The organism is Flavobacterium araucananum (genome assembly GCF_002222055.1).
GTDB lineage: Bacteria > Bacteroidota > Bacteroidia > Flavobacteriales > Flavobacteriaceae > Flavobacterium > Flavobacterium araucananum.
Genome location: NZ_MUGS01000047.1, coordinates 1 through 5181, shown reverse-complemented (window position 1 = coordinate 5181; position 5181 = coordinate 1). Strand labels below are relative to the sequence as shown.

The following is a 5181-nucleotide window of genomic DNA, read 5'->3' as shown; positions in this document are numbered from 1 at the left end:
AAAAGAAAGGCGACGACATACTCTCCCACATAACTGCAGTACCATCTGCGCAGGCGGGCTTAACTACTCTGTTCGGGATGGGAAGAGGTGAGCCCCGCCGCAATAACCACCTTAAGGTTGTTAGTTGTTGGTTTTTGGTTGTCGGTTGATGGATTTCTCCAGCAACTATCAACTAGTAACCATCAACTGCTCTTGCGTCGAGCAAATATCTTAACATACTGAGATAAAGAAAAGTACTTTTATTTACTATTTTTAGAAAGTTTCTTCCCCGCCGAGGCGGGGAAAAGGGTGTACATAAGCTTACGGATTATTAGTACTACTCGACTATGACATTACTGCCTTTACATCTATAGCCTATCAACGTGGTCATCTTCCACGATCCTTAAAAGAAATCTCATCTTGTGGTGGGTTTCGCGCTTATATGCTTTCAGCGCTTATCCCTTCCAAACGTAGCTACTCTGCGATGCTCCTGGCGGAACAACAGATACACTAGAGGTTTGTCCAATTCGGTCCTCTCGTACTAGAATCAGATCCACTCAAATTTCTAACGCCCACAGTAGATAGAGACCGAACTGTCTCACGACGTTCTGAACCCAGCTCGCGTGCCACTTTAATGGGCGAACAGCCCAACCCTTGGGACCTTCTCCAGCCCCAGGATGTGACGAGCCGACATCGAGGTGCCAAACCCCCCCGTCGATATGAGCTCTTGGGGGAGATCAGCCTGTTATCCCCGGCGTACCTTTTATCCTTTGAGCGATGGCCCTTCCATGCGGAACCACCGGATCACTATGCTCTACTTTCGTACCTGATCGACCTGTATGTCTCTCAGTCAAGCTCCCTTATGCCATTGCACTCTACGCACGGTTACCAAGCGTACTGAGGGAACCTTTAGAAGCCTCCGTTACTCTTTTGGAGGCGACCACCCCAGTCAAACTACCCACCAAGCAATGTCCCCCACAATATGGGGTTAGGCCTCAGATAAACAAAGGGTTGTATTTCAACAATGACTCCACAACGCCTGGCGACGCCACTTCAAAGTCTCCAACCTATCCTACACATCATTTATCCAAGGTCAATACTAAGCTATAGTAAAGGTGCACAGGGTCTTTTCGTCCCACTGCGGGTAAACGGCATCTTCACCGTTACTACAATTTCACCGAGCTCATGGCTGAGACAGTGTCCAGATCGTTACACCATTCGTGCAGGTCGGAACTTACCCGACAAGGAATTTCGCTACCTTAGGACCGTTATAGTTACGGCCGCCGTTTACTGGGGCTTCAATTCAATGCTTCTCCGAAGATAACATCTCCTCTTAACCTTCCAGCACCGGGCAGGTGTCAGGCCCTATACTTCATCTTACGATTTTGCAGAGCCCTGTGTTTTTGATAAACAGTCGCCTGGACCTCTTCACTGCGGCCCTGTATTGCTACAGGGCGACCCTTCTCCCGAAGTTACGGGTCTATTTTGCCTAATTCCTTAGCCATGAATCTCTCGAGCACCTTAGGATTCTCTCCTCAACTACCTGTGTCGGTTTACGGTACTGGTACTAATTACCTGAAGTTTAGAGGTTTTTCTTGGAAGCCCTTAGGCGCACTATCTCTTTGTCCGAAGACTCCGAGTACTATCGTATTTCCCCAAGACGCGTGGATTTGCCTGCGCATCTTATAGGTAGGTACTTCAACGAACTATTCCGTCAGTTCGCGGCGCTTTCATCACTCCGTCACCCCATCACAGTAATTAGTAGTACGGGAATATTAACCCGTTAGCCATCGACTGTCCCTTTCGGGTTCGCCTTAGGACCAGACTAACCCACAGCTGATTAGCATAGCTGTGGAAACCTTAGTTTTTCGGTGTGCGGGTTTCTCGCCCGCATTATCGTTACTTATGCCTACATTTTCTTTTCTAACCAGTCCAGCATACCTTACGATACACCTTCAACCCTGTTAGAATGCTCCCCTACCACTTAGAGTAAACTCTAAATCCATAGCTTCGGTAATATACTTATGCCCGATTATTATCCATGCTCGTCCGCTCGACTAGTGAGCTGTTACGCACTCTTTAAATGAATGGCTGCTTCCAAGCCAACATCCTAGCTGTCTGGGCAGACAAACCTCGTTCTTTCAACTTAGTATATATTTGGGGACCTTAGCTGATGGTCTGGGTTCTTTCCCTCTCGGACTTGGACCTTAGCACCCAAGCCCTCACTGTTAGTGAACATTATATAGCATTCGGAGTTTGTCAGGAATTGGTAGGCGGTGAAGCCCCCGCATCCAATCAGTAGCTCTACCTCTATATAACTTTATAACTAACGCTGCACCTAAATGCATTTCGGGGAGTACGAGCTATTTCCGAGTTTGATTGGCCTTTCACCCCTACCCACAGGTCATCCGAAGACTTTTCAACGTCAACCGGTTCGGTCCTCCACTGTGTGTTACCACAGCTTCAACCTGCCCATGGGTAGATCACACGGTTTCGCGTCTAACACTACTGACTAAAGCGCCCTATTCAGACTCGCTTTCGCTACGGATCCGTGGCTTAACCACTTAACCTTGCCAGCAACGTTAACTCGTAGGCTCATTATGCAAAAGGCACGCCGTCACCCCACGAAAGGGCTCCGACCGCTTGTAAGCGTATGGTTTCAGGATCTATTTCACTCCGTTATTCACGGTTCTTTTCACCTTTCCCTCACGGTACTGGTTCACTATCGGTCTCTCAGGAGTATTTAGCCTTAGCGGATGGTCCCGCCAAATTCAGACAGGGTTTCACGTGCCCCGCCCTACTCAGGATACCACTATCTATTATACTCGTTACCCATACGGGACTATCACCCTCTATGGTCTCACTTTCCAGTAAGTTCCGGTTCCTTGTACATAAAATGTCGTGGTCCTACAACCCCAACAATGCCGTAACATCATTGGTTTGGGCTAATCCGCGTTCGCTCGCCACTACTTACGGAATCACTTTTGTTTTCTTCTCCTCCGCCTACTTAGATGTTTCAGTTCAGCGGGTTTGCCCACCTATCGGTGTACTATGTCTTCAACATAGTGGGTTGCCCCATTCAGGTATCTACGGATCAATCGGTGTGTGCCCGTCCCCGTAGCTTTTCGCAGCTTATCACGCCTTTCATCGCCTCTGAGAGCCAAGGCATCCCCCATACGCCCTTATTTTGCTTATTGTACCAATCATAAAATCAATTATGACCGTTTTTTTTTGTTTCTTGTTTTTAGTATTAATACTCCTAACAAAAAACGCTTTCTACTTTTTATTATTTTCTTATCTCAATATGTCAATGAACTTTATTTCGTTTAATCGTTAAACCGTAAATTCGGTTAACCGCTTAAACAAATCAACGATTAAACGTTGAATTGTGGAGAATAACGGAGTCGAACCGTTGACCTCCTGCGTGCAAGGCAGGCGCTCTAGCCAGCTGAGCTAATCCCCCATTTTTCAATCTTAGATTGTAGAATTCAGATTTTAGATTCTTAAATTCTTCTCTAATCTCTTTTGGTGAATTCCAACTTCTAGAATTTCCTTTTTTTAAGACTAAAATAGTTGTCTCGGACAGACTCGAACTGTCGACCCCTACATTATCAGTGTAGTACTCTAACCAGCTGAGCTACGAGACACTCTTATTCTTAAATTTTATTATTTGAACTAACAGCAAGAGTAATCGAATCATGCGATTCAGAAATGTCCAGATAAACATCTTTTTTCCCCAACGTGTGCAAGCACTAACATTCGGGGCTCTAGAAAGGAGGTGTTCCAGCCGCACCTTCCGGTACGGCTACCTTGTTACGACTTAGCCCTAGTTACCAGTTTTACCCTAGGCAGCTCCTTGCGGTCACCGACTTCAGGCACCCCCAGCTTCCATGGCTTGACGGGCGGTGTGTACAAGGCCCGGGAACGTATTCACCGGATCATGGCTGATATCCGATTACTAGCGATTCCAGCTTCACGGAGTCGAGTTGCAGACTCCGATCCGAACTGTGACCGGTTTTATAGATTCGCTCCTGGTCGCCCAGTGGCTGCTCTCTGTACCGGCCATTGTAGCACGTGTGTAGCCCAAGGCGTAAGGGCCGTGATGATTTGACGTCATCCCCACCTTCCTCACAGTTTGCACTGGCAGTCTTGTTAGAGTTCCCGACTTGACTCGCTGGCAACTAACAACAGGGGTTGCGCTCGTTATAGGACTTAACCTGACACCTCACGGCACGAGCTGACGACAACCATGCAGCACCTTGTAATTTGTCTTGCGAAAGTTCTGTTTCCAAAACGGTCAAACTACATTTAAGCCTTGGTAAGGTTCCTCGCGTATCATCGAATTAAACCACATGCTCCACCGCTTGTGCGGGCCCCCGTCAATTCCTTTGAGTTTCATTCTTGCGAACGTACTCCCCAGGTGGGATACTTATCACTTTCGCTTAGCCACTGAGATTGCTCCCAACAGCTAGTATCCATCGTTTACGGCGTGGACTACCAGGGTATCTAATCCTGTTCGCTACCCACGCTTTCGTCCATCAGCGTCAATCAATTAGTAGTAACCTGCCTTCGCAATTGGTATTCCATGTAATCTCTAAGCATTTCACCGCTACACTACATATTCTAGTTACTTCCTAATAATTCAAGTTTAACAGTATCAATGGCCGTTCCACCGTTGAGCGATGGGCTTTCACCACTGACTTATTAAACCGCCTACGGACCCTTTAAACCCAATGATTCCGGATAACGCTTGGATCCTCCGTATTACCGCGGCTGCTGGCACGGAGTTAGCCGATCCTTATTCTTACGATACCGTCAAGCTACTTCACGAAGTAGTGTTTCTTCTCGTATAAAAGCAGTTTACAATCCATAGGACCGTCATCCTGCACGCGGCATGGCTGGATCAGGCTTGCGCCCATTGTCCAATATTCCTCACTGCTGCCTCCCGTAGGAGTCTGGTCCGTGTCTCAGTACCAGTGTGGGGGATCTCCCTCTCAGGACCCCTACCCATCGTAGCCTTGGTAAGCCGTTACCTTACCAACTAGCTAATGGGACGCATGCTCATCTTTTACCGTTGTGACTTTAATAATATCTCGATGCCGAGTCATTATACTATGAGGTATTAATCCAAATTTCTCTGGGCTATCCCTCTGTAAAAGGTAGATTGCATACGCGTTACGCACCCGTGCGCCGGTCTCTAGT

Annotated in this window: 2 tRNA genes and 3 rRNA genes; all 5 read right to left on the bottom strand. The window is 47.4% G+C overall.

The window, feature by feature from the left end:
* Nucleotides 1–4 precede the first annotated feature (4 nt).
* Nucleotides 5–114 (bottom strand): 5S ribosomal RNA (rrf, locus tag B0A64_RS19020).
* Between the two features lie 176 nt (nt 115–290).
* Nucleotides 291–3176 (bottom strand): 23S ribosomal RNA (locus tag B0A64_RS19015).
* A gap of 192 nt (nt 3177–3368) precedes the next feature.
* Nucleotides 3369–3442: transfer RNA gene (locus tag B0A64_RS19010), tRNA-Ala, on the bottom strand.
* Nucleotides 3443–3552: 110 nt separating this feature from the next.
* Nucleotides 3553–3626, bottom strand: a tRNA-Ile gene (locus B0A64_RS19005).
* 124 nt (nt 3627–3750) lie between these two features.
* A 16S ribosomal RNA gene (locus B0A64_RS19000) occupies nt 3751–5181 on the bottom strand; the annotation flags it as partial.